This window comes from Pantoea sp. X-Soil-ISGK-275 (assembly GCF_059730795.1).
The window spans coordinates 2,109,682-2,131,212 of record NZ_AP035976.1 but is presented as its reverse complement, the minus strand read 5'-3'; the positions used below and the strand labels follow the sequence as shown (position 1 = coordinate 2,131,212).

Annotated in this window: 20 protein-coding genes; 9 read left to right on the top strand and 11 right to left on the bottom strand. The window is 56.1% G+C overall.

All coding sequences use genetic code 11. The annotated features are described in order from the left end of the window. Positions 1-103: 103 nt before the first annotated feature. The 4 genes from osmV to AC6I8A_RS09915 are packed head-to-tail and all read right to left on the bottom strand — an operon-like array spanning position 104 to position 3,556. A complete protein-coding gene (gene osmV / locus AC6I8A_RS09930) occupies positions 104-1,240 on the bottom strand; it encodes an osmoprotectant ABC transporter ATP-binding protein OsmV (protein WP_265298199.1) in 1,137 nt (378 codons plus the stop codon). Further along, positions 1,240-1,887, bottom strand: coding sequence for an osmoprotectant ABC transporter permease OsmW (gene osmW, locus AC6I8A_RS09925; RefSeq protein WP_008108902.1), 648 nt, complete (start codon positions 1,885-1,887; stop codon positions 1,240-1,242). The genes osmV and osmW overlap by 1 nt, the downstream gene beginning before the upstream one ends. A 9-nt stretch (positions 1,888-1,896) precedes the next feature. Further along, entirely contained in the window at positions 1,897-2,823 is a 927-nt protein-coding gene (locus AC6I8A_RS09920; protein WP_497818408.1) for a glycine betaine ABC transporter substrate-binding protein, read from the bottom strand. 16 nt (positions 2,824-2,839) lie between these two features. Continuing rightward, on the bottom strand, positions 2,840-3,556 hold the full coding sequence (locus AC6I8A_RS09915; RefSeq protein ID WP_008108907.1) for an ABC transporter permease: 717 nt from the start codon (positions 3,554-3,556) through the stop codon (positions 2,840-2,842). A 387-nt stretch (positions 3,557-3,943) separates the two neighbouring features. Here AC6I8A_RS09915 and AC6I8A_RS09910 point away from each other — a divergent pair, with 387 nt between their 5' ends. Then, the gene (locus AC6I8A_RS09910) at positions 3,944-5,404 is read left to right on the top strand and encodes an MDR family MFS transporter (protein ID WP_497818407.1); all 1,461 of its coding nucleotides are present in this window, start codon (positions 3,944-3,946) and stop codon (positions 5,402-5,404) included. A 31-nt stretch (positions 5,405-5,435) separates the two neighbouring features. Here AC6I8A_RS09910 and AC6I8A_RS09905 read toward each other — a convergent pair whose 3' ends face one another. Both AC6I8A_RS09905 and AC6I8A_RS09900 read right to left on the bottom strand, forming a co-directional pair. After that, positions 5,436-5,732 (bottom strand): DUF1161 domain-containing protein, encoded by a 297-nt coding sequence (locus tag AC6I8A_RS09905; protein ID WP_110866185.1) that lies wholly within the window; start codon positions 5,730-5,732, stop codon positions 5,436-5,438. A gap of 52 nt (positions 5,733-5,784) precedes the next feature. Continuing rightward, complete coding sequence (locus AC6I8A_RS09900) at positions 5,785-6,120, bottom strand: DUF1283 family protein (protein ID WP_497818406.1); 336 nt, start codon at positions 6,118-6,120, stop codon at positions 5,785-5,787. 133 nt (positions 6,121-6,253) lie between these two features. On the opposite strand from AC6I8A_RS09900, the gene AC6I8A_RS09895 reads away from it, so the two are divergent. Next, positions 6,254-6,580, top strand: a complete 327-nt coding sequence (locus tag AC6I8A_RS09895) for a YnfA family protein (protein WP_256698409.1) — start codon at positions 6,254-6,256, stop codon at positions 6,578-6,580. Positions 6,581-6,706: 126 nt separating this feature from the next. On the opposite strand, the gene ydfG is transcribed toward AC6I8A_RS09895, so the two are convergent. After that, positions 6,707-7,453, bottom strand: coding sequence for a bifunctional NADP-dependent 3-hydroxy acid dehydrogenase/3-hydroxypropionate dehydrogenase YdfG (ydfG, locus tag AC6I8A_RS09890; RefSeq protein WP_101764358.1), 747 nt, complete (start codon positions 7,451-7,453; stop codon positions 6,707-6,709). Between the two features lie 384 nt (positions 7,454-7,837). On the opposite strand from ydfG, the gene guaD reads away from it, so the two are divergent. From guaD to dcp, 5 genes are all read left to right on the top strand, one after another. Next, positions 7,838-9,166: a guanine deaminase gene (gene guaD, locus AC6I8A_RS09885; protein ID WP_497818405.1), complete on the top strand. Its 1,329-nt coding sequence runs from the start codon at positions 7,838-7,840 to the stop codon at positions 9,164-9,166. Beyond that, complete coding sequence (xdhA, locus tag AC6I8A_RS09880) at positions 9,163-10,605, top strand: xanthine dehydrogenase small subunit (RefSeq protein WP_497818404.1); 1,443 nt, start codon at positions 9,163-9,165, stop codon at positions 10,603-10,605. Before guaD ends, xdhA begins: the two co-directional genes overlap by 4 nt. After that, positions 10,595-12,961: a xanthine dehydrogenase molybdopterin binding subunit gene (gene xdhB / locus AC6I8A_RS09875; RefSeq protein ID WP_497818403.1), complete on the top strand. Its 2,367-nt coding sequence runs from the start codon at positions 10,595-10,597 to the stop codon at positions 12,959-12,961. The genes xdhA and xdhB overlap by 11 nt, the downstream gene beginning before the upstream one ends. Then, on the top strand, positions 12,948-13,730 hold the full coding sequence (gene xdhC, locus AC6I8A_RS09870; protein ID WP_265298225.1) for a xanthine dehydrogenase accessory protein XdhC: 783 nt from the start codon (positions 12,948-12,950) through the stop codon (positions 13,728-13,730). The genes xdhB and xdhC overlap by 14 nt, the downstream gene beginning before the upstream one ends. 72 nt (positions 13,731-13,802) lie before the next feature. Continuing rightward, a complete protein-coding gene (dcp, locus tag AC6I8A_RS09865) occupies positions 13,803-15,851 on the top strand; it encodes a peptidyl-dipeptidase Dcp (protein ID WP_265298227.1) in 2,049 nt (682 codons plus the stop codon). A 24-nt stretch (positions 15,852-15,875) separates the two neighbouring features. On the opposite strand, the gene hpxO is transcribed toward dcp, so the two are convergent. After that, the gene (hpxO, locus tag AC6I8A_RS09860; RefSeq protein WP_479487061.1) at positions 15,876-17,033 is read right to left on the bottom strand and encodes an FAD-dependent urate hydroxylase HpxO; all 1,158 of its coding nucleotides are present in this window, start codon (positions 17,031-17,033) and stop codon (positions 15,876-15,878) included. Positions 17,034-17,283: 250 nt separating this feature from the next. Between hpxO and AC6I8A_RS09855 the strand changes: the two genes are divergently transcribed. Continuing rightward, entirely contained in the window at positions 17,284-17,523 is a 240-nt protein-coding gene (locus AC6I8A_RS09855; RefSeq protein WP_008104180.1) for a hypothetical protein, read from the top strand. A 75-nt stretch (positions 17,524-17,598) separates the two neighbouring features. Further along, entirely contained in the window at positions 17,599-18,861 is a 1,263-nt protein-coding gene (locus tag AC6I8A_RS09850; protein WP_497818402.1) for an acid phosphatase, read from the top strand. Between the two features lie 64 nt (positions 18,862-18,925). Here the strand turns inward: AC6I8A_RS09850 and AC6I8A_RS09845 are convergent, their stop codons facing one another. From AC6I8A_RS09845 to AC6I8A_RS09835, 3 genes are all read right to left on the bottom strand, one after another. Continuing rightward, a complete protein-coding gene (locus AC6I8A_RS09845) occupies positions 18,926-19,426 on the bottom strand; it encodes an RES family NAD+ phosphorylase (RefSeq protein WP_256696477.1) in 501 nt (166 codons plus the stop codon). Next, positions 19,426-19,908, bottom strand: coding sequence for an Xre family toxin-antitoxin system antitoxin (locus AC6I8A_RS09840; protein WP_154193487.1), 483 nt, complete (start codon positions 19,906-19,908; stop codon positions 19,426-19,428). Before AC6I8A_RS09840 ends, AC6I8A_RS09845 begins: the two co-directional genes overlap by 1 nt. A 98-nt stretch (positions 19,909-20,006) precedes the next feature. Beyond that, complete coding sequence (locus AC6I8A_RS09835; RefSeq protein WP_497818401.1) at positions 20,007-21,491, bottom strand: FGGY-family carbohydrate kinase; 1,485 nt, start codon at positions 21,489-21,491, stop codon at positions 20,007-20,009. Positions 21,492-21,531: the final 40 nt, after the last annotated feature.

The window sequence follows — 21,531 nt, the reverse complement described above, 5'->3', positions numbered from 1 at the left end:
GGAGTAAAGCATCCCGCGCCAGGGAAGGCGCGGGCTGAGCCTCAGGGATGATTTATGGCGACTTTACGATCTGCCATATGCCCCTCGGCGACTGCTTACGGTTTTATGGATTCAAACGACGGCGCGTACGTCCAGAACTGAGATAATCGGCAATGTAATCCTGCGATATCTCACCGCTATAACGACCTTCCTCATCGACGATCGGCATCCATACCGTGTTGTGCTCATACAACTTCGACAGCACCACGCGCAGGTTCTCTTCTGCTTTGCCGGTCACTTTAAAAGTATGCAGCATCTCTTCGCAGCGGCCCGTGGATCCGCGCGCTTCACGACGCTTCACAAATCCCAGCGGCTTGCCATCTTCATCAACCACCGTCACCGAGCGCATATCGTTATCGTCCATGGTAGCGAAAGCGTCCTGCAATGGCGTTGTGCGCTGCACGGTGATGGTGGGCTGCTGATCGGTGACATCGCCAGCCTGCACCAGCAACAAACGTTTCAGCGTACGGTCCTGACCGACAAAGGAGCCCACAAAGTCGTTCGCCGGTTTGGCTAACAGCTCATCCGGGCTGGCGCACTGCACAATTTTGCCCTGACCAAACACGGCAATGCGGTCGCCGAGCTTCAGCGCTTCATCAATATCATGGCTAACCAGCATCACGGTCTTCTTCAACTGACGCTGCATTTCCAGGAACTCGTTCTGAATCACTTCACGGTTGATCGGATCGACCGCGCCGAAAGGTTCATCCATCAGCAAAACCGGTGGATCAGCGGCCAGTGCGCGAATCACGCCGATACGCTGCTGCTGACCACCGGACATTTCACGCGGATAGCGATGCAGGAACTTGGTCGGATCGAGCGCCACCATGCTCATCAATTCCGTGGCGCGTTCGCGGCAGCGCTTCTTATCCCAGCCCAGCATGCGCGGCACCACGGTAATGTTCTCCTCGATGGTCATGTTCGGGAACAGACCAATCTGCTGGATCACGTAACCAATATTGCGGCGCAGGGTCACGGTATCTTGTCCGCTGGTGTCTTCACCATTGATCAAAATCCTGCCGCTTGAAGAGGGAATCAGGCGGTTAATCATCTTCAGCGTGGTGGTTTTGCCACAACCCGATGGGCCGAGCAGCACACACATTTCCCCGGCAGGCACTTCCAGGCTGACGTTATCCACGGCATTGAGAGACGTGCCGTTCTTTTGCGTAAAGGTTTTCGTCAGGTTTTCCAGTTTTATCATTATCGAATCCCCTTAGGAGTCAGCGCCGACTGCAAACGGTGCAGCAGCCAATCAAGCACAATCGCGAGCAAACAAATCATCAAGGCACCGGCAATCAGCATGCGCACATCGCTGCCGCTGATACCGTCGAGCAGTTGCAGGCCCAAACCGCCTGCACCAATCACGGCGGCAATCGCCATTACGCCAACGTTCATCACCACCGCCGTACGAATACCGCCAAAAATCACCGGCAGCGCCATCGGAATTTCCACCCAGCGCAAACGCTGCCAGAAAGTCATGCCAATTCCGCGACCAGCTTCGCGCAGTCCGGGTGACAAATTCTCCAGCGCGGTATGCGTATTACGCACAATCGGCAGCAGCGAGTAGAGAAACACCGCAGTAATCGCGGGCAGGGCGCCAATGCCCTGACCGATCATGGAAAACAGCGGAATCATCAAACCAAACAACGCAATGGTCGGAATGGTTAACACAATGGTGGCGATGCCGAGCACCGGCGTGGCCAGCCACTTAAAGCGCACAATCAAAATGCCCAGCGGCACGCCAACGATAATGGCGAAACCTACCGCGACCAGCACCAGCCAGGTATGTTGCCAGGTGAGCGACATCAAGGTGTGCCAGTTATTCATGATGTAATGCAAGGTATCCACAGCGCCTCCTTACAGCATGTTCTTAGATTGAAGGAAATCACGCGCCACCTGTTGCGGCGACTGATGATCAATATCGACACGCTTGTTCATCTCGGTGATCGCTTCGTCGTTAATCAATGCGGAAAGCTGATTAAGCGCCGTGTCCAGACCTGGATGACTCTCTAGCACATCCTGACGCACTACCGGCGTGACGTTGTAACTCGGGAAGAAGTGCTTATCATCTTCTAACACTTTGAGTTCAAACCCTTTCACACGGCCATCGGTGGTGTAGATCAAACCCGCGTCAACAAAACCATCGCGAATCGCGTTGTAGACTAAGCCGGGATCCATCTGGCGAATCTGCGGACGATCAAGCGGCATGTTGTAGGCTTTCTGCAGCGGCTTCAGGCCATCGGAACGGCCCGAGAACTCCAGGTCCAAACCCAGTTTCCAGTTATGTTCCGGATCGTTCTTGCGTACCTCTTCCAGCTTCGCCACCAGTTGCGACATGGTGTTAATGCCTTCTTTCTCCGCGCGATCGCGTTGCATAGCAAACGCATAGGTATTGTTCATCGGTGCAGGATTGAGCCAGACCAGCCCCAACTTCGCATCCAGCTGTTTTACCGTTTTATACGCGTCTTCCGTCGACATCGGCTTATTGATGTGGTTAAAGATGATTAGCGAAGTACCGGTGTATTCCCACGTCATATCAATCTGTTTATTGATCATCGCGTTACGACCAATGGTGGTGGCGATATTGGTCTTGGGGATCACCTGAAAACCTTTCTTCTGCAACCAGATCACCGTCATCGCGGAGAGGATGTGCTGCTCGGTAAAACTCTTGGTTGCCATGGTGATGGGTGTTGCAGCAGCGGCGCTTTGGCTGATTGCCAGCGTCGCAGTGAGTGCCAGCGCAGTACGTTTAACCCAGCGCGCCAGCTTGTTGGCAGTGGCCATCACAAAACTCCTTGTGTTAAGCCGCAGAGTGCGGGCTGAGATAACGTCCCAATGCCGCAAGCAGCATGTCGAGCACCAGCGCAACCAGCGCGGTGGCCACAGCGCCGAGGATCAGCGTAGGGAAGTCGTTGAGGTAGATACCAGGGAAGATCAGCTCGCCAAAGCTGCTGGCGCCGATCAGAAACGCCAATGGCGCGGTACCGACGTTAATCGCCGTGGCGATACGCACGCCTGCCAGAATCACCGGCAGCGCATTGGGAATTTCCACCTGACGCAAACGCTGAAACTTAGTCATACCTATACCGTTGGCGGCTTCGATTAGCGACGGCGGTACCGCGCTTAAACCGGCAAAAGTATTACGCACAATCGGCAGCAGCGAGGCGAGGAACAGGGCAATCAACGCGGGACGATCGCCAATACCGACAATCACCATCGCCAGCGCCAATACCGCCAGCGGTGGCAGCGTGTTACCCACGTTGAAGATTTGCATCACGTATTCGGCCCAGCGACGGGCAAACGGACGACTCAGCAGGATCCCGCTGGGGATGCCCACCAGCAGCGCAAAGAACATTGACCAAAACACCAAAAACAGATGCTGCTGCCCGAGATAGATCAAATCTTCCCGACGGTCGCGCAGCGTGTTCAGCCCCAGCCCCCAAACCAGCAGGGCAATCACCGCAACAATCGCGAGCAGAGCCAGCCCAGCGCGGCGGGCGAGCGATGCATTTTGCATAGCCAGTGTCTCCCTGATTCAAAAAAATCGTTCGATGTGGTGATGTCATTCCCAGGATGGCGGCGCAGTGTCAAAAACGCACACATACGAAAATCCTTCACCCCGTTAAATTGCAGTTAAAATGACTATTAGCAGATGCTTTTTCAGTGAATAACTGGAAAGCACCGCTTAGACCTATAGCAATGCTTGTCGATAAGTGCCAGTTTCTGCGGCAAAATCAGTCAGATAGAAATAATCAAAAACCGCAGCTAACCCGCATGGAATAAGGCATCATACGACAATAAAAAATTTTCATCGAAATAAGTGACGTCGTCACAGATGGGGCGCACGCAGAGGAAACTGGTCTGGTGAATTTTCAGCTAGCCTTGTTAGAAATTAGGGAGACGTATGACTGAAACTGCAGAATTGAACACGGAACATCGCCACTGGATTCTCATCGGCTGCATGCTCGCTATGTTTATGGCGGCGATTGAAGTCACCATCGTGGCCACCGCGATGCCGACCATCATTGCCGATCTTGGCGGCTTTTCGCAGTTTGGCTGGGTATTTTCCATCTATTTACTGACACAAGCCGTCAGCGTGCCGCTCTATGGCCGATTAGCAGACATGTGGGGCCGCAAACGGCTGCTGTTTATTGGCGTATCGCTGTTCCTGCTGGGATCGATTTTGTGCGGATTCGCCCACAGCATGACGTGGCTGATTCTGTTTCGCGCTTTTCAGGGTTTAGGTGCCGGCGCGATTATGCCGCTGACCTCCACCATTGTGGCTGACGTCTATTCGCCGCGCGAACGCGCCAACGTACAAGGCTGGCTCTCCAGCGTCTGGGGCGTGGCGGCAATTATTGGCCCGCTGAGCGGCGCGTGGCTGGTACAGCACTTTAGCTGGTCGGTGATTTTCTGGGTCAACGTACCGATTGGCGCGATCGCCATGTTGCTGCTGGCGCGCTTCCTTCCATCGCGTGAGCAAAATCAGGCTACCACGCTCAATCTCACCGGCAGCTGCTGGCTGATGATCTGCGTAACGGCATTATTAGTCGCGCTGTTGCAGGCCGAAGTGCTCGGTTTCTGGCTGCTGCCATTCCTGCTGCTGGCAGTCATCGCCGCCTGGCGTTTAAAACATCATGAACAGCGTGCTGATGCATCGCTGTTTCCGCTGGAAATCTGGCGCAGTCGGCTCATCGTTGCTGGCAACATCGGCAACCTGATTATCGGTGCCAGCATGATGGGCATCAGCGCGTTTTTGCCGACATGGATTCAGGGCATCACCGGCGGCACGCCGCTGCAGGCCGGCAGCGCGCTGGCGATGATGTCGATTGGCTGGCCGCTGGCCAGTACATTGAGCGGTAGGTTGATGCTTATCACCTCCTATCGCTTCACCGCGCAGTTGGGCGCGCTGCTGCTGATTGCTGGCAGCGCGTTGCTGCTGCTACTGCGCAGCGACAGCTCAATCGTGCAGGCCGGATTCACCGCCTTTGTGATTGGTACCGGCATGGGCATGACCAGCACCACGTTTCTGGTATCGGTACAGAACCATGCGCATTACGACATTCGCGGCATTTGCACCGCCTCAATCATGTTCAGCCGCATGATCGGTTCGGCGATTGGTACCGCGTTATTGGGCGCGGTGCTGAACCTCAACTTGTCGCTGCGTCTGCCGCAGGCCGACGATCCGATGCAGAAAATCATGTCGCCTGAAAGCCGTCAGACGCTGTCGGAGGCGACATTGCATGACTGGACCGGACAAATCGCCAGTTCTTTACATTGGGTGTTTGTAGTGTCGTTGCTAATTGCGCTGCTAACGTTGTGGGTGGCGTGGATAATGCCGCGGCAAAGGCCGGAAGTGGAGTAAAAGCAGGGCGGCCAGAGAGCCGCCCGAAAGTTTACTGCGCTGGCGTATCCTGAGAGCTGCCCGCGCTGTCTGGCACGGTGCTGTCACCATCACGGCCATTTTTCTTGTAGACGATTTTCTGTGTGTCGTTCTCACAATGACCCACAACCTGGCCGCCGACCTGATCGGCTTGATCATTGGCCACGATATCCAGCGTGAAGTCCGATTCGGCGACGCCGTTGTTAATGATTTTTTTGCTGATGTCCGCTTTGACGCTTTCACAAGACGCCTGCGCCAATACCGGCAGCGACAACATCGCCATCAGCAGAACTGCATTACGTTTTTTCATCATTCACTCCTTTGGTCAGAAATCCTGTCAAAACTATAGCAGTGATAAACGATTAAGGTGCAATTGGACGTCCGGTGCGGCGGTCGAGGCAGCGCAGCGTATTCGGTTCCCAATAGGCGTTAACGTTGTAGCTCTTTTCGCAGGAGTCGCGGGTATCAAAGGCTTTGTCCGCTTTATCAAACTCTTTCTCAACGCGGGTATTGACCTTGTTACGCAGATTTTTAGTATCGTTCCACTGCTCTTTGCTCTGGCGCGCGGCTTCATTGCTGGAGGCGCTGCTGCCATCTTCAATGATCAGGCGATCGGTTTTGGCAAACGCAATTGGCGCAGCCATTAACAGGCTCGACGTCACCACGGTCGCCAACAGGGCGGATAACAGTTTTTTCATCGTCATTTCCTTCAGTTAACACCAGCACAGCCGGGATCGCGGCTGTAACAACCATGGGCGCTAGTATATCATCGCTGCTTCTTTGCTCACCAGCGGTGAGCGCTTTGTTTAGCTTAGTGAGAGATTTTCTATGCTGGTAAAAACCGCCTTGCTGTTTTTTATCACTGCGATAGCGGAAATTGTTGGCTGTTTCCTGCCGTGGCTATGGTTGAAGAAGGGCATGACGGCCTGGCTGCTGGTGCCCGCCGCAGCAAGTCTGGCGCTGTTTGTTTGGTTGTTGACGCTGCATCCCGCCGCGAGCGGGCGCGTCTATGCAGCCTATGGCGGCGTATACGTGTTAACCGCGCTGATCTGGCTGCGCGTGGTGGATGGCGTAAAACTCAGTACATGGGATTGGGTCGGTGCGCTGGTCGCCTTTAGCGGCATGTTGATTATCGTGACAGGGTGGGGCCGGGTGTAATAACCGGCAACACAGGCATTGGATATTAGGGGAAACATCCCGATGAGGTCGTAGCGGCGAAAGCCGCCGGAGCGCCTCACGGGATGGTCGCCCCGGGTATCTCGATCAAACAGCGTATAACCGCGATTAACCTTTATGCACTTTCAATCCTGCAGTGGTTTGCGTCACCGGCATAATCTCCAGCGTATTGATGTTGACGTGCTTAGGCAGCGTCGTCACCCAATAGACCGCTTCGGTCACATCTTCCGCTGTTAACGCGGTGGTGCCTTCGTAAACCTGGCCCGCTTTATCATCATCGCCCTTGAAGCGCACGTTGGAGAACTCGGTGCCGCCCACCAAACCTGGCTCGATATCGGTCACGCGCAGCGCGGTGCCGTGCAGGTCGGTACGCAGATTCAGGCTGAACTGGCGCACGAACGCTTTGGTCGCGCCATACACGTTGCCACCCAGATAAGGCCAGCTGCCCGCAATCGAACCGATATTCACGATATGACCGACGTTGCGCTCCACCATGGCAGGCAGCACCGCGCGCGTCATGTACACCAACCCTTTGTTGTTGGTGTCGATCATATTTTCCCAGTCTTCGATATTGGCTTTGTGCGCCGGTTCCACACCCAGCGCCAGGCCAGCATTGTTCACCAGCACATCAATATTGCGCCATTCAGCGGGCAGCGAGGCAATCGCTTCATCGATGGCGGCGCGATTACGCACGTCCAGCTGAACGGTATACAGATTATCGCCCAGCTCATCTTTCAACTCTTTTAAGCGCTCAGCGCGACGTCCGCTGGCGATCACTTTATGACCTGTAGCAATGAAGCGGCGGGTGATACTTTGACCAAAACCAGCGGTTGCGCCAGTAACAAAAATAATCATCTCACTGTTCCTTAAACGATTTCAGGTTATCAGCCACACCTTAGCATTAACCTCGAACCCATGCTCATGAAAACCAAAGGCAGCGTGTTGCAGGATTTTTCCTGCACATCGCGAGTGCATCAGCGCACCACAAAGGCGCACGTTTGCGGGCGATCAAATCGCCATGTCAGGTAAAACTTAGCGCAATGTTAAATCGCAACCGTTTGCGAACACAGGCAACCGGTTGCGCATACGTTTGCCAGGCAAGCTTGACATAAAAACACGTCAAAACAACCTATAATATTGAAAGTAAACAGTATTTTTTGTTCTTTGCATTGGCATGCGCTTTGCAAACTATCTTTAAGGCAATCACCTGCATTAATAAAAAAGCACCAAGGAACCATTATGCCTTACGCACCCGAAACGCTGCTGCGCGCCAGCTTCTTTGATTTCACCGCTCTGGCCGCGCAGCCAGACGACATCGCTGCCAATGCGCGCTATCTCGAAGATGGCTTATTAACGCTGCGTGACGGCAAAGTGGTCAGCCTTGAAAGCTGGCAAATTGCGGAAGGGCGCGTCGATCACACGCGCGTCACCGATCTGCGCGGCAAACTGATCGTGCCCGGTTTTATCGATACCCATATCCATTACCCGCAAACCGAGATGATCGGCGCCTTTGGCGAACAGCTGCTGGAGTGGCTCAACCAATACACTTTCCCGGTGGAGAGCCAATATCACTGTCCCGATCACGCGGCAAAAATGTCGGCGTTTTTCCTGCATCAGCTGTTGTCGAACGGTACCACCACCGCGCTGGTATTCGGCACCGTGCATAAGCAGTCGGTTGATTCCCTGTTCAGCGCCGCACAGCAGCTGGATATGCGGCTGATTGCCGGCAAAGTGATGATGGATCGCAACGCACCGGAATACCTGACCGAAACGCCGGAAGAGAGCTATAAGCACACGCGTGAACTGATTGAGCGCTGGCATCAGCGCGGTCGCCTGAGCTATGCGCTAACGCCGCGCTTTGCGCCGACCTCGTCGCCCGAACTGCTGGAAAAAGTGCGCCAACTGCGTGAGGAGTTCCCTGATGTCTGGATGCACACGCACTTAAGTGAAAACCAGCAGGAGATCGCCTGGGTGAAAGCGTTATTCCCGGAGCGGGCGGGCTATCTCGATGTCTATCATCACCACCAACTCACCGGCAAACGCAGCGTGTTTGCGCACTGTTTGCATCTGGAAGATCAAGAGTGGCAATGCCTGCATGACACCGATTCATCGATCGCCTTTTGTCCAACGTCAAACCTGTTCCTCGGCAGCGGCTTATTCAACATCAAACGCTGCTGGCAGCAGGGCGTGCGCATGGGCATTGGCACCGACGTGGGGGCTGGCACCACCTTTAATCTGCTGCAAACGCTGGGCGAAGCCTACAAAGTCGGCCAGCTACAGCAGTACAAACTCAGCGCCTGCGAAGCGTTCTATCACGCCACCTTGGGCGGCGCACACGCACTCGACCTCGATGACGTTATCGGCAACTTCAATCCCGGCAAAGAGGCCGATTTTGTGGTGCTCGATCCGGCCATATCGCCGCTGCAGAAGCTGCGTAACGCTAATAGCAAAGATATCTGGGAGCGGCTTTTTGTGATGATGACACTCGGCGACGACCGCAACATTGCGCAAACCTGGGTGAGCGGCAAGCCGGTTTGGCAGCGCGAAAGTGAGGAGCAAATCGCATGATCCAGTTCTTACTTAACGATCGTTTAATTACCGAACGCGAGATCGATCCCAATCTCACCGTGCTCAACTACCTGCGCGGCCAGCAGCAGCGTCGCGGCACCAAAGAGGGTTGTGCCTCGGGCGACTGCGGTGCCTGCACCGTCACGCTCGGTAAAGTGGTGGATGGCAAGATGCAGTATCAGGCGGTCAACAGCTGTTTGACGCTGGTAAGCAGCCTGCAAGGCAAGCAGCTGATTACGGTGGAAGATCTCAAGCAGGGCCGCGAACTGCACAGCGTGCAGCAAGCGATGGTGGATTGCCACGGGTCGCAATGCGGTTACTGCACGCCGGGTTTCGTGATGTCGCTGTTTACCCTGCAGAAAAACAGCGCAGGTTGGGATCGTCATCAGGCAGAACAGGCGCTGGCGGGCAATTTGTGTCGCTGTACCGGCTATCGTCCGATCATGGATGCGGCGCAGCAGGCATGCGAACAACCTGATGCGGATGCCTTCAGCGCCAATGCACCCGCGCTAGTGCAGCGTTTACAGGCGCTCAGCAACACAGAAGTCCAGATTATTGAAGCCGCAGGCAGCCGCTGCTATCTGCCAAAAACGCTCGCGCAGCTCGCCGATCTTTATCAGCAATATCCCGATGCCCGTTTGGTGGCCGGTGGCACCGATCTGACGCTGCAAATCACCCAGCAATATAAGCGCCTGCCGCTGCTGATTGCGCTGGAGCAGGTTGATGAGTTGAAGGTCTGCCACGAAGATGAAACACATCTTTATCTTGGCGCTGCCGCCTCATTGCATCATTGCTATCAGTTTTTAGCGCAGTACATTCCGGCGTTTAGCAGCATACTGGAGCGTTTTGCATCGTTGCAAATTCGTAATCAAGGCACGCTCGGCGGCAACATTGGCAACGCATCGCCGATTGGTGATTGCGCGCCGATGCTGCTGGCACTGAATGCGCGTCTGGTTTTGCAGCAGGGCGATAAGCAGCGAGAAGTCCCGCTCGATCAATTCTTTACTGCCTATCGCCAAACGGTCTTGCTGCCGGGGGAATTCATTCGCAGCATCACCATTCCTAAAGTGACGGTGTCACCCAACTTTACAGCGTGGAAGGTGGCGAAACGGCTGGATGATGATATTTCCGCCGTATTTGCCGCCATCAATCTGCAAGTCGAGGAAGGTGTGATTGTGGAAGCGCGACTGGCTTTTGGTGGCATGGCCGCTACGCCTAAACGCGCGCTGGCGGCTGAAGCACAATTGCTGGGCCAGCCGCTGAATCTCAGCGCCATCGAAAAAGCCTGCGCCGCATTGAGCGAGGATTTTCAGCCGCTGAGCGACTTTCGCGCCAGCGCCGACTATCGCCTGCAGGTGGCGCGCAATCTGTTGCGCCGCTATTACGCACAAGCGTCTGGCGAGCTGACCATTACCGAGGTGTCGCGCTATGTCTCATAACCGTCCGGAACTGAACGAAACGCTGCTGAAAACCCAGTTCGCCACCGGCATGCAAACCGGCGTGGGGCGCAGCAACAAACATGAAAGTGCCGACAAACATGTCTCCGGTGAAGCGCTGTATATCGACGACAAGCCCGATCTGCCGGGATTGCTGCATCTCTGTCCGCGACTGAGCGAGCATGCGCATGCGCGCATCACCAAACTGGATGTGCAGCCGTGTTACGCGGTGCCTGGCGTGGTCAGCGTACTGACGTGGCGCGATGTGCCGGGCCTCAATGATGTGGGTCCGCTGGAACCCGGTGATCCGCTGCTGGCGCAGGACAAAATCGAATATTTCGGTCAGATCGTGATAGCCGTGGCGGCTGAATCTCCGGAAGCGGCGCGTGCCGGTGCCGCAGCGGCAATTGTTGAGTATGAAGCGCTGCCCGCGGTGCTCGACGTGCGTGAAGCGCTGGAACAGCGCTTCTTTGTGCAGCAGCCGCACATTCACCAACGCGGTGATGCCGAAGCCGCGTTGGCACGCGCGTCGCGCCGTATTCAGGGTGAATTTCACATCGGCGGTCAGGAACATTTCTATCTGGAAACCCAAACGGCGCTGGTGATCCCCGGCGAAGATGACACATTGCAGGTGTTCTCCTCGACGCAAAACCCCACCGAAGTGCAGAAGCTGGTGGCGGAAGTGATGGGCATCACCATGAACAAAGTCACCATTGATATGCGGCGCATGGGCGGCGGCTTTGGCGGCAAAGAGACCCAGGCGGCGGGCGTGGCGTGTTTGTGTGCCATTGCCGCGCGTCAGCTGCGTAAACCGGTGAAAATGCGCCTGGCGCGCCGCGACGACATGCAGATCACCGGCAAACGCCATCCGTTTTTTGTCCGCTACGATGTTGGCGTCGATGACGATAGTCGTTTCTGTGGCGTGAAGATCGATCTGGCCGGCAACTGCGGTTATTCGCTTGATCTCAGCGGATCGATAGTCGATCGCGCGATGTTCCACGCAGATAACGCCTATTACCTCGGCGATGCGTTGATTACCGGCTATCGCTGCCGCACGCATACCGCTTCGAACACCGCCTATCGTGGCTTCGGCGGACCGCAAGGCATGGTGGCGATTGAGCAGATCATGGATCACGTCGCACGCGAGCTCGGATTAGATCCGCTCGAACTGCGCAAACGCAATTATTACGGCAAAACCGATCGCAACATCACCCATTACCATCAGCAGGTGGAAGACAATCTGCTGGATGAGATGACCGCGCAGCTAGAAACCAGCAGCGATTACGCCGCGCGGCGTCGTGAAATCAGCGCGTTTAACGCCAGCAACCGTTTTATGAAACGCGGACTGGCGCTGACGCCGGTAAAATTCGGCATCTCATTTACCTCCAGCTTCCTCAATCAGGCCGGTGCGCTGATTTTGATTTATACCGATGGCACGGTGCAACTCAATCACGGCGGTACCGAAATGGGTCAGGGCTTAAACACCAAAGTGGCGCAGATTGTGGCGGAAGTGCTGCAGATTGATATCAGCCAGATTCAGGTGACTGCCACCGATACCGGCAAAGTGCCCAACACCTCGCCAACTGCGGCGTCCAGCGGGGCCGATCTTAACGGCAAAGCGGCGCAGAATGCGGCGCAAATCCTGCGCGATCGCTTAACCGAGATGCTGTGTCAGCAACATCAATGCGCGGCAGAAGCGGTGCATTTCAGCAACGGCATTGTGCGCGTCGGCGAGAAACACTTCACCTTCGCTCAGGTTGCGCAGCAAGCCTGGCTTAATCAGGTGCCACTTTCTGCCACCGGTTTCTACAAAGTGCCAGGCATTCATTACGATCGCGCTGCCGGACGCGGTAAACCGTTCTATTACTTCTCCTACGGCGCGGCCTGCTGTGAAGTGCTGGTGGATACGCTGACCGGTGAATACCGTTTGCTGCGCGCCGACATTTTGCATGACGTGGGCGCATCGCTGAATCCGGCGATTGATATCGGCCAGGTTGAGGGCGGTTTTGTGCAGGGCATGGGCTGGCTCACCTGCGAAGAGCTGGTGTGGAACGACAAGGGCAAATTGCTCACCGATGGCCCGGCCAGTTACAAAATCCCGGCGATCAGCGATGTACCGAGTGATTTGCGCGTCACGCTGGTAGAGAACCGCAAAAACCCGCAGGACACGGTGTTTCACTCCAAAGCCGTCGGCGAACCGCCGTTTATGTTGGGCATCGCTGTGTGGTGCGCGTTGCAGGATGCGGTTGCCAGCGTCGATAACTATCGTCGCCACCCACAGCTGGACGCGCCCGCCACGCCGGAGCGGGTGTTCTGGGGGATTCAGCGCTTATCAGGAGCGGACCATGATTTATCATGACTGGATCAGCGTGTTACACAGCCTGCGGGAAAAACGTGAAAGCTGCGTGTTGATCACCGTGCTGAGCGAGCGGGGCTCCGTGCCGCGCGATCGCGGCAGCAAAATGGTGGTCAGCGCCAATGACACCTTTCTCACCATTGGCGGCGGGCATCTTGAGTATCAATGCATTGCGCAGGCACGCGAGATGCTGCAGCAGCGCTGCACTCAACCGCGCAGTGAAGAGTTTGCGCTGGCTGCGCGCCTCGGCCAATGCTGTGGCGGTCACGCCACTTTGCTGTTTGAACCGCTGATGCAGCAGCAGCCGGAAATCCAGGTATACGGCGCAGGCCACGTCGGCCAGGCGCTGGTGAATCTGCTCGCCACCTTGCCGTGCCACATTACGTGGATTGATAGCCGCGCCGCACAGTTTCGCGCCGTGCCGCCTGGCGTGACGGTGCGCCAGGTTGAAGATCCGATCGACTGTGTGCAAGAAGCCGCGCCCGACAGCTACTTTGTGGTGATGACGCACGATCATCCGCTTGATCTGGCGCTCAGTGAAGCGATCTTACGGCGCGGCGATTTTCGCTATGCCGGTGTGATTGGTTCTGCCACCAAAGCCCAGCGTTTTCGTTATCGCTTAGAGGGCAAAGGCATTACGGCAGATTCCCTTGCGCGTTTGCGTTGCCCGATTGGTTTAGCGGATGTGAAGGGCAAGTTACCGGCGGAAATTGCCGTGGCGGTGGCGGGGGAAATCATCAGCGTCTATCAACAGCAGGCGATAAGTTGTTGAGTGACGAGGAAACTGCCAGGATAGAACCATCCCGCCGCCACCGTGCGGCGTTGCTGATTATCAGGAGCGATAATGAATTCACGAGCTAATCCGTTTTTCACCGCCAGCACCTTGCCGTATCAAACCCCGCCATTTGACCAGATTCAGGAAGAGGATTTTCTGCCGGCGCTGGAAGCGGGCATTGAAGAGAAACGGCGCGAAGTGGCGGCGATCGCCAGCAATCCTGAAGCACCAACCTTTGCCAACACCTTTGAGGCGCTGGAGCGCAGCGGCCAGTTGCTGAAGCGCGTCAATCTGGTGTTCGGCGCCATGACCTCTGCCAACACCAGCGATCGCCTGCAGGAAATCGATGAACTGATTACCCCGCAGCTGACCGCGCTCAATGATGAAATCTGCCTGAACAGCCAGCTGTTCGCTCGCCTTGATGCGGTTTACCAGCATCGCGGATCGCAGTGTCCGGATGCTGAAGCGATGCGTCTGGCGGAAGTCACCTGGCAGCATTTCCAATTGGCAGGCGCCAGCCTGAACGACGCGGATAAAACCCAGCTGCGTGCCTGCAATCAGGAATTAGCAAGCCTCAGCACCCGTTTCGGCAACAAGTTGCTGGCAGCCACCAAAGCCGGTGCTTATGTGGTGAGCAATGTGGCGGCCTTGGCCGGATTAAGCGAGGAAGAGCTGGCGCACGCCAAAGCGGCGGCCGAAGCGCGTGGTTTGCACGGCGAGTGGCTGATTGCGCTGCAAAACACCACGCAGCAACCGGCGCTGCAAGCCCTTGAAGTGCGCGCCACGCGTGAAGCGCTGTTCCAGCAGGCGCTAACGCGCAGCGAGCAGGGCGATGATAACGACACGCGCGACATCGTGTTACGTATGGCGCAACTGCGCGCCCAGCAGGCGAGTCTGCTGGGCTTCAAAACCTATGCCGAATGGAGCATGCAGGATCAGATGGCGAAAACGCCGGAAGCGGCTTTTGCCTTTATGCGCAATATCGTACCTGCCGCGCGGGCCCGCGCGGAACGCGAAGCCGCCGATATCCAGCAGGCGATTGAAGCCTCGCATCACAGTTTCCCACTGCGCGTCTGGGACTGGAATTTCTACGCTGAGCAGGTGCGCAAAGCCCAATACGCGCTGGATGAGAGCCAAATTCGCCCGTACTTTGAACTCAATAATGTGTTGGAGAAGGGCGTGTTCTGGTCGGCCAGCCAATTGTTTGGCATCCGCTTTAGCCAACGCCACGATCTGCCGGTTTATCATCCCGACGTCAACGTTTACGAGATTTTCGATGCCGACGACACGCCGCTGGCGCTGTTCTACACCGACTTCTTCAAACGTGATAACAAAAGCGGCGGCGCGTGGATGAGTAATTTCGTCGACCAAACCACGCTGCTTGGCACCAAACCGGTGATCTACAACGTGTGCAACTACACCAAGCCGCAGGCAGGTCAGCCGGCGCTGCTGAGCTGGGATGAGGTGATCACGCTGTTCCATGAATTTGGTCATGCGCTGCACGGCTTGTTCGCGTCGCAACGCTATCCGAGCTTATCGGGCACCGCCACTCCACGTGATTTTGTCGAATTCCCGTCGCAGATTAATGAGCATTGGGCCAGCAACGAAGCGGTGTTTGCCAACTATGCGCGCCACTACAAAACCGGTGAGGCGATGCCGGCCGAGCTGCGCGACAAGATGGTGCGTGCCGCGAAGTTCAACAAAGGCTACGACATGACCGAGCTGCTCGCCGCCGCGCTGCTGGATTTGCAGTGGCATTCACTGACCACGCACGACAATCCGCAGGACGTCAGCCACTTTGAATTACAGGCATTAGCGGCCGAAAACATTGCGCTGGCGGCGGTTCCACCACGCTATCGCTCCAGCTATTTCCGTCATATCTGGGGCGGCGGTTATGCAGCTGGCTATTACGCCTATATCTGGACGCAGATGCTGGCCGATGACGGCTATCAAGCCTTTGTCGAACGCGGGGGATTAACGCGAGAAAACGGTCAGCAGTTCCGCGAGCATATTCTGTCTCGCGGAAACAGCACCGATTTGCAGCATCTGTGGCTGGCGTGGCGCGGCAAAGAGCCGGAAATCGGCCCAATGCTGAAAAACCGTGGATTAGAGTCGTAGGGTCGCCATTGATGGCGACCTGGTTCAACCGAACGGACCGCCTTCAATCGTATCGCACATACCGGCCAGCACTCGCTCGCCGGTTTCATTTTTCAAATCCGCATACCATGCCGCCGTCACTTCCGCATCTTTCGCATGGGTAACATCACAGCGCTTACGGGCCTTCAACACCAAATCTTTGGTGCGCTCCACGCGACGGCTTTCATAGCGCAACAGCGCATCCTCAATCCCCAAAGAGTGTGACGCCAGCGTCTGCGCCAGCACCACTGCATCTTCCATCGCCGCACAACCGCCTTGCCCGATATCCGGCGTAGTGCTGTGCGCGGCATCGCCCAGCAACGCCACGCGACCTTTAACAAAACGGCTAAAGGGTTCGATATCGTGGATTTCCACGCGATTGGTGGTTTCCGGGTTAAGACGTTCTATCAGGCGCTGCACCGGTTCGGCCCAGCCGCTGAAGTAGCCTTTAAGGTCACTTTTCAGCGTGGCGCGATCCTCCGACAAGCCTTTTGGCAATGGGACATCAAAGAAGAAGTAGAAGCGGTTATCGCTGACCGGCATCAGCGACACGCGTTTGCCTTCGCCAACAAAAGTGGTCCATTGATCGGCGGGCGCAATAGCCTCATCAATCGTCACCAGGCCGTTCCAGTTGACGTAACCGGCGTAACGACGTTCGATGCTTTCGCCCAGTACATAGTGGCGGATCACCGAGTGCGTGCCATCGGCGGCGATCAGGAAATCACCTTCGGCCTGGCTACCGTCATCAAACCAGGCGGTGACGCCGTGCTCAGTTTGTTCAACCTGCGTGACGCGTTTGCCAAAGCTAATGCGCGAACGTCCGTAGGTATCGATGAGCATCGCCTGCAATTCGGCGCGCGCCACTGGATAAGGATATTCACCCACCTGTTGCACCAGCGGTTCCATGCTGAAGCGGGTGAGTGTGCTGCCGCTGTGCGCATCGTTGTAGGCCATAAACGCCATGTTGCCACCCAGCGCGCGCAGCGGCTCTTTCATACCCAACGCGTTGAGGCATTTTACGCCGTTGGGCCAGATGGAGATCGCCGCACCCACCGGCTTCATCTCTTTCACTGCTTCAAACACCGCCGTGTCAAAACCCGCTTTCTCCAGCGCAATCGCAGCACTCATACCGCCAATGCCCGCGCCAATCACAATTGCTTTCATATCCGTCTCCTTTGCTATGCATAAGGGACTGCAACTTTTGTACCAGATTCGCGTGGAAGCCGACTTGCGGTTATCTCTTTGATTTTACATTGGCACAGCAGCATCTGGCTTTGCTGTTCTGCACTACAGTGGCGCACATCTATGCACTGTAGAAGGGCAATTTGTGACAAAGGTTGAATCGATTGTTTCAGCATGGTAATTGGCGCCGCAGCAGCCATACTCTTTACACCCTTCCCGCGAGGACTCAATCATGAAATGGATAATGGCATTAGCCTTGCTGTTCAGCATTAGCGTGCTGGCACAACCCCAATGGCAGCCGGAACGAAAAGCGCCGGTGGTCCAACTGACGCCGATTGCCGCCAAGTGCGATGTTTCAGCCTGTCAGCAGAACTGCTATGTGCAGCAATCACAGTGCAAAAACGACAATAACGGCGGCTGCGGCTCGTTAGCACAAATTTGCGTACAAAACTGTGCCAGTCAGTGTCGTTAAGTGAAATAAATCTGTCATAACCGAGTGCTAGCGTGTTTCCCCGGCAAGGTAATATTTTGATAACAGGGGAAAATAATGAAAACCCGCTTCACACTGATTGCAACGGTTTTTCTGCTGGCACAGCAGGCACATGCGGTTTCACTGCCCGATGCGGCCGCGCTGGCAGGCTTAACCTCCACCGGTTCCACCTCCGCTTATAGCGATCTCGAGCAGCAATCTTTACAGGCTGAACGTCGGGCGCTGCAAGGAGACAGCAGCACGCTGACGCGTGAGCAACTGGAAAAAGCCAAACAGACCGCGAAACAGGCTGACAAACAGTGGCTGAAAAACAGCGGCTACGATTTCAAAACTAAAGAGAACCAGCAGGCCGGAATTGCGCTGCTGTCCGGCTTTAGCGCGTTGCCCGCCAGCGTGCTTGATGCCAGCCAGGCCACCGTTACCAATATCAACCTGAACGCCACGCAAAATGTGCGTCATCAGGCACTGGCCGATGCGGAAGCGATCAGCTATCTCTATTTCCTCTCTGATGCGCTCGGCCCGCGTCTCGGCAAAGCCTTCCTCGCGGCTTACGATAAAGGTGAGATCGGCAAAGCGGCGGCGTTGATCAAAGCCAGTGAAGTCAGCACCAGCGCAGCCAAGAAACACTTTAACTATCCGCGACCGTTCCTGCGTGAGGGCAACAGTATTCATCTGGTGCCAGACGATGTGGTGGTAACAGACAACGTGCGTTACACCGCCGACGGCGGTTCTTTCCCGAGCGGCCATACCAACACCGGTTACACCGATGCCTTGTTGCTGGCCGAAATGGTGCCAGAACGTTTTGAAGCCTTGGTAACGCGCGGCGCGCGCTACGGTTATTCGCGTTTAGTATTGGGCGTGCATTACCCGCTGGATGTGATGGGTTCGCGCATGGTGGCGCAACGCAACGTGGCAAACTATCTCAACGATGCGCGCTATCAGGCGCTGTTTAGTGAAGCGCGCGATCAACTGCGTGCCGCGCTGGAGAAAGAGTGCGGCACGTCGCTGGCCGAGTGTGCGCGCAGCGATGGCAAGGATGATCCTTATCGTTCACCAGCAATGAAGCAGTTCTATCGTTTCACCATGAGTTACAACCTGCCAAAAACCAATGTGCAGAACACGCCTGTCAAAGTTCCGCAGGGCGCGGAGATCCTGCTGAAAACCGCGTTGCCGCAGCTGTCTGATGCGCAGATTCGTAGCCTGATGGTGAAAAGCGCGCTGCCAAACGGTTATCCGCTGTCTGGCAATACAGCGGATCAGTCATTCTGGCAACGTGTTGATTTAACGGCGGCGTTTGCTTTAGCGAAACCGACTTTGTAGGGTCGTCATTTATGGTGACCAGGTGCGCATGACGGTATGACTGCGCACCCTACGAAAACGCTCGTCACGCTTTAATCCGGCGATCAAGCGTGAAGGGCGCTGAAGTGGCTTGTGCAAAGAGGGCGGCGGCGGCGGGATGGTCGGGATTGAGGATGGCGTTGTCTTCGCCGGTCAAAATGCTGGGTACCGTCAACAGCAAAGGTAAGCCGCCTTGCAAATCGAGGAACGCGGCGCCGATCGCCTGCGTCTCTTCCTGCTGCTGATACTTTTGCCAATCGCTGGGCAGCTTACTGCTGTCCAGCGCCATGATTTCGCTCTCAGGGATCGGCAGGGTAAAAATCACAAATCGGCTCTTCTCCAGCATCGCTTTACCGGCATGCACCACCAGTTCCAGCGTGGCGAGCGCCTTTGAGCTACTGAGGTAAACCGTCTTAATACCGGGCGGATTCCAGCGTCCGCCCCATTTTTCAGCGCCAGCGCCGCTAAACGCCTCGCTGGCATACTCTTCTTTCACTAAACGATAAAACAATCGATGGGGAGCATCCGGTTCCTTCCGTTGCGTCATTACACAATCACTCCGTGTTCCAGGCGACCAATCAGCGTTAACACCGCATCACAGCCCGCAGGCGTGCTCAGCATCTCCATTGGCAATGCATCGTCCAGTGCCAACGCAGGTTGATACATCCAGTGCATGGCAGCGTCAACGTCACCGGCAAATAATTGCAATACGGCATCCAGAATTTCGAACACCTGATACACCCGCGCACCTTGCTCCACCGAGAGTTGCGATCCAGCTTTCTCACGGCGGCGATAGGTATTGCGATCGATCGAGACCATCTGGGCAACATCCAATGGTGTTGCTTTTAGCACCGTGGCCGCGCGTTCAACGATGCCAACGTCCAGACCTTCGGTGATCAACTGATGTGCTTTCAGCGGATTACGCGGCAAGCCCATTTGATCCATAAAAGATTGCTGAGCGTGCTGAATCAGCGTCGGATCGAAGACGCGTGCGGCGTTGCCGTGATTGAATGGGGATGCAGTTGTCATCACAACCTCCTGAGTAATGTTCATTTGAACATTTTGATAGTTCAATTGTACATCACTGCGCAGAGGTTGTCATTTTTTGTACGATCAAGCCAGTAAAATCAACCGGCTTCCTGCCACATCTCGCGCATCGCCAGCTCCAGCTTCTTAAACACCCGATAACGCGTATCATGAAACGCAATGCGATCCGCTCGCGGCAGCAGCTCGCCGGGATTGATCTGCACCGCCTGCTGCGCGGCCTCGGCGAGATTACGCCACGCGCCGACGCCCACACCGGCACACAATGCTGCGCCGAGCGCGCCGGTTTCTTTGCACTCCGCAACGCGAATCGGTATGTCTAACACGTCAGCAAACATCTGCGGCCAGACGCAACTGCGCGCCGCGCCGCCCGACAAAATGGCTTGTGTAAAAGGAATGCCCGCCGCACGCAGGCGATCGATATGCGCCCGATGGGCAAAGGTCACGCCTTCAAACAGCGCGAACAGCATATCGGCGCGCGTATGCCAGCCGCCTAAGCCATAAAACCCGGCTTTGGCAGGTTCTGATTTGCGTCCGGAATAGAGGTAAGGGTGATAGAGCGGTAGCTGCGCATTGGGTTGCACGTGCGCCACGCTATCGCTGCTGCGCGCCGCACCCAGACCGCCGCGACCGTCGTCAAATTCGCGCAGGAACCAGTCAAGATTCGCCGCCGAGGTGGCGCTGGCCTCAATCGCCATATAACGATCGGACTCAATGATGGAGTTCATAAATACCGGGCGCAGATAATCGGGTTTATCCACTACCACCTGATTGATGCTCCACGTCCCGGCGACAATCGAGGCTTCACCGGTGTTCACCACGCCAGAACCGACGGCGCTGGCCACTACATCAAAGATGCCCGCAACTACCGGAATGCCCGCCGGTAATCCGGTGAGCTGTGCAGCATGTTGTGTGACATGGCCAACCACCTCGCAGGATTCACGCAGTGCGGGCAGCAGGGCGAGCGCCTCTTCGATGCCGTACAGCGCCATCAATTCACGGCTGTAGCCGCGCGCACGATAATCAATCAAACCCGCTCCGGCGGCATCCGAGAAATCTGCGCTGATCGCGCCACTGAGAAAATGGGCGATAACGTCTTTCGCCAGCAGTAAATGGCCGACTTGTGCCCAGCGTTCGGGTTGATGTTGCTTAATCCAGCGGATTAATACCGGCGTTGCCGCTGGCCAGGGTTTTTGCAGCGAAATCGGGTAGATGCGCTTATCCGCGCCGCTGATTTCCAGCGCGTGCACCGTATCACAAGCGCGATGATCGATAGACTGAATACCAAACAGCGGTTGCTGATGCTTATCCAGCGCATACAAACCGTTACCGTGACCGGCCGCACCAACCGCAATCACATCGCTGGCTGGCGTTCCCGCCTGTTGCAGGCAACGGCTCACCGCATCGCTGACGCCATGCCAGATATCCGCCACCGGTCGTTCGGCGTATCCTTCCTGCGGACGATGGGTTTCTCCCGCGCACTCGGCCACCGACAATACGCGACCGCTAAGATCAAACAGCACCGCTTTGATCATGGTGTTTCCGGCATCAATACCGACTATCTTCATATCCGACTCCGTGCAACTGGCGAAGACGGCGCACCGCTTA

Excerpts from the sequence above, each read along its gene's own strand:
- osmV (WP_265298199.1), bottom strand. The coding sequence starts at position 1,240 with ATGATAAAACTGGAAAACCTGACGAAAACCTTTACGCAAAAGAACGGC.
- AC6I8A_RS09920 (WP_497818408.1), bottom strand. The coding sequence starts at position 2,823 with ATGGCCACTGCCAACAAGCTGGCGCGCTGGGTTAAACGTACTGCGCTG.
- AC6I8A_RS09915 (WP_008108907.1), bottom strand. The coding sequence starts at position 3,556 with ATGCAAAATGCATCGCTCGCCCGCCGCGCTGGGCTGGCTCTGCTCGCG.
- AC6I8A_RS09910 (WP_497818407.1), top strand. The coding sequence starts at position 3,944 with ATGACTGAAACTGCAGAATTGAACACGGAACATCGCCACTGGATTCTC.
- AC6I8A_RS09905 (WP_110866185.1), bottom strand. The coding sequence starts at position 5,732 with ATGAAAAAACGTAATGCAGTTCTGCTGATGGCGATGTTGTCGCTGCCG.
- AC6I8A_RS09900 (WP_497818406.1), bottom strand. The coding sequence starts at position 6,120 with ATGAAAAAACTGTTATCCGCCCTGTTGGCGACCGTGGTGACGTCGAGC.
- ydfG (WP_101764358.1), bottom strand. The coding sequence starts at position 7,453 with ATGATTATTTTTGTTACTGGCGCAACCGCTGGTTTTGGTCAAAGTATC.
- guaD (WP_497818405.1), top strand. The coding sequence starts at position 7,838 with ATGCCTTACGCACCCGAAACGCTGCTGCGCGCCAGCTTCTTTGATTTC.
- xdhA (WP_497818404.1), top strand. The coding sequence starts at position 9,163 with ATGATCCAGTTCTTACTTAACGATCGTTTAATTACCGAACGCGAGATC.
- xdhB (WP_497818403.1), top strand. The coding sequence starts at position 10,595 with ATGTCTCATAACCGTCCGGAACTGAACGAAACGCTGCTGAAAACCCAG.
- xdhC (WP_265298225.1), top strand. The coding sequence starts at position 12,948 with ATGATTTATCATGACTGGATCAGCGTGTTACACAGCCTGCGGGAAAAA.
- dcp (WP_265298227.1), top strand. The coding sequence starts at position 13,803 with ATGAATTCACGAGCTAATCCGTTTTTCACCGCCAGCACCTTGCCGTAT.
- hpxO (WP_479487061.1), bottom strand. The coding sequence starts at position 17,033 with ATGAAAGCAATTGTGATTGGCGCGGGCATTGGCGGTATGAGTGCTGCG.
- AC6I8A_RS09855 (WP_008104180.1), top strand. The coding sequence starts at position 17,284 with ATGAAATGGATAATGGCATTAGCCTTGCTGTTCAGCATTAGCGTGCTG.
- AC6I8A_RS09850 (WP_497818402.1), top strand. The coding sequence starts at position 17,599 with ATGAAAACCCGCTTCACACTGATTGCAACGGTTTTTCTGCTGGCACAG.
- AC6I8A_RS09845 (WP_256696477.1), bottom strand. The coding sequence starts at position 19,426 with ATGACGCAACGGAAGGAACCGGATGCTCCCCATCGATTGTTTTATCGT.
- AC6I8A_RS09840 (WP_154193487.1), bottom strand. The coding sequence starts at position 19,908 with ATGACAACTGCATCCCCATTCAATCACGGCAACGCCGCACGCGTCTTC.
- AC6I8A_RS09835 (WP_497818401.1), bottom strand. The coding sequence starts at position 21,491 with ATGAAGATAGTCGGTATTGATGCCGGAAACACCATGATCAAAGCGGTG.